Below are 236 nucleotides of genomic sequence, written 5' to 3' on the forward strand. Positions count from 1 at the left end.
CCTTGGGGTCCTGTCGCACCTCTTGACCCTGTTATCCCTTGTGGTCCCATTGCTCCGGTTAGTCCTATTTCTCCTTGGGGTCCTGTCGCTCCTGTTGATCCCGTTATCCCTTGTGGTCCCATTGCTCCGGTTAGTCCTATTTCTCCTTGGGGTCCTGTCGCACCTCTTGACCCTGTTATCCCTTGTGGTCCCATTGCTCCGGTTAGTCCTATTTCTCCTTGAGGTCCCGTTGCTCC

General features: G+C 55.1%; 1 pseudogene. It reads right to left on the reverse strand.

The window, feature by feature from the left end:
- Nucleotides 1–236, reverse strand: a pseudogene (locus tag KVT27_RS23875) (collagen-like protein); the annotation flags it as partial.

This window comes from Lysinibacillus sp. GbtcB16 (genome assembly GCF_019091145.1).
Lineage (GTDB): Bacteria > Bacillota > Bacilli > Bacillales_A > Planococcaceae > Lysinibacillus > Lysinibacillus fusiformis.